The 517-nt window shown below is 43.1% G+C and carries 1 protein-coding gene; it reads left to right on the top strand.

All coding sequences use genetic code 11. The features are described 5' to 3' along the window. Positions 1–424, top strand: a 424-nt coding sequence (locus R7P74_RS29400) for a TrmO family methyltransferase domain-containing protein (RefSeq protein ID WP_318124273.1), incomplete at its 5' end; no start/stop codon positions are given. Between the last annotated feature and the right edge of the window lie 93 nt (positions 425–517).

The following is a 517-nucleotide window of genomic DNA, read 5'->3' as shown; positions in this document are numbered from 1 at the left end:
TACCTTTCGACCAAATGGCATTGGAATGTCGGCAGTCGAAGTGAAAAGCATCACAAAGAAAGGTGATCAAATATATATTGATCTTGGCAGTGTTGATTTGGTCGATGGCACACCGATTGTCGACATCAAACCTTATATTCCTTACTCAGATGCCATTCCTGAAGCGATTGGCGGCTACGCTGGTGAAGAGCCTGAAAAATCGAACGTCACCTTTTCGTCTCAAGCATTGGCGATGCTAGCAAAGCGATCCGATACTCAATATGTACAATCGGTGATCGAACAAGTTCTGGCGCAGGATCCACGTCCTGCATACAAGAAGAACAAACCGGATACCAAGGAATATGCGGTAAATTTGTTCGATCTGAACGTTAAGTTCAGCGTGAATAGCAACTTAATAACAGTTACGGCGATTGAAAGCTTTTGACAAAGCCAATTGGCTGATATTATAGACGGCTAACAATTTTCCCTTCTTGGGACCTTCATACTCCTGTCCATTCTGGCTTGAGTAACTAACTTT

This window comes from Vibrio sp. 2033 (assembly GCF_033339735.1).
The sequence above is the reverse complement of the archived record's forward strand: the minus strand, read 5'-3'. Positions and strand labels throughout refer to the sequence as shown.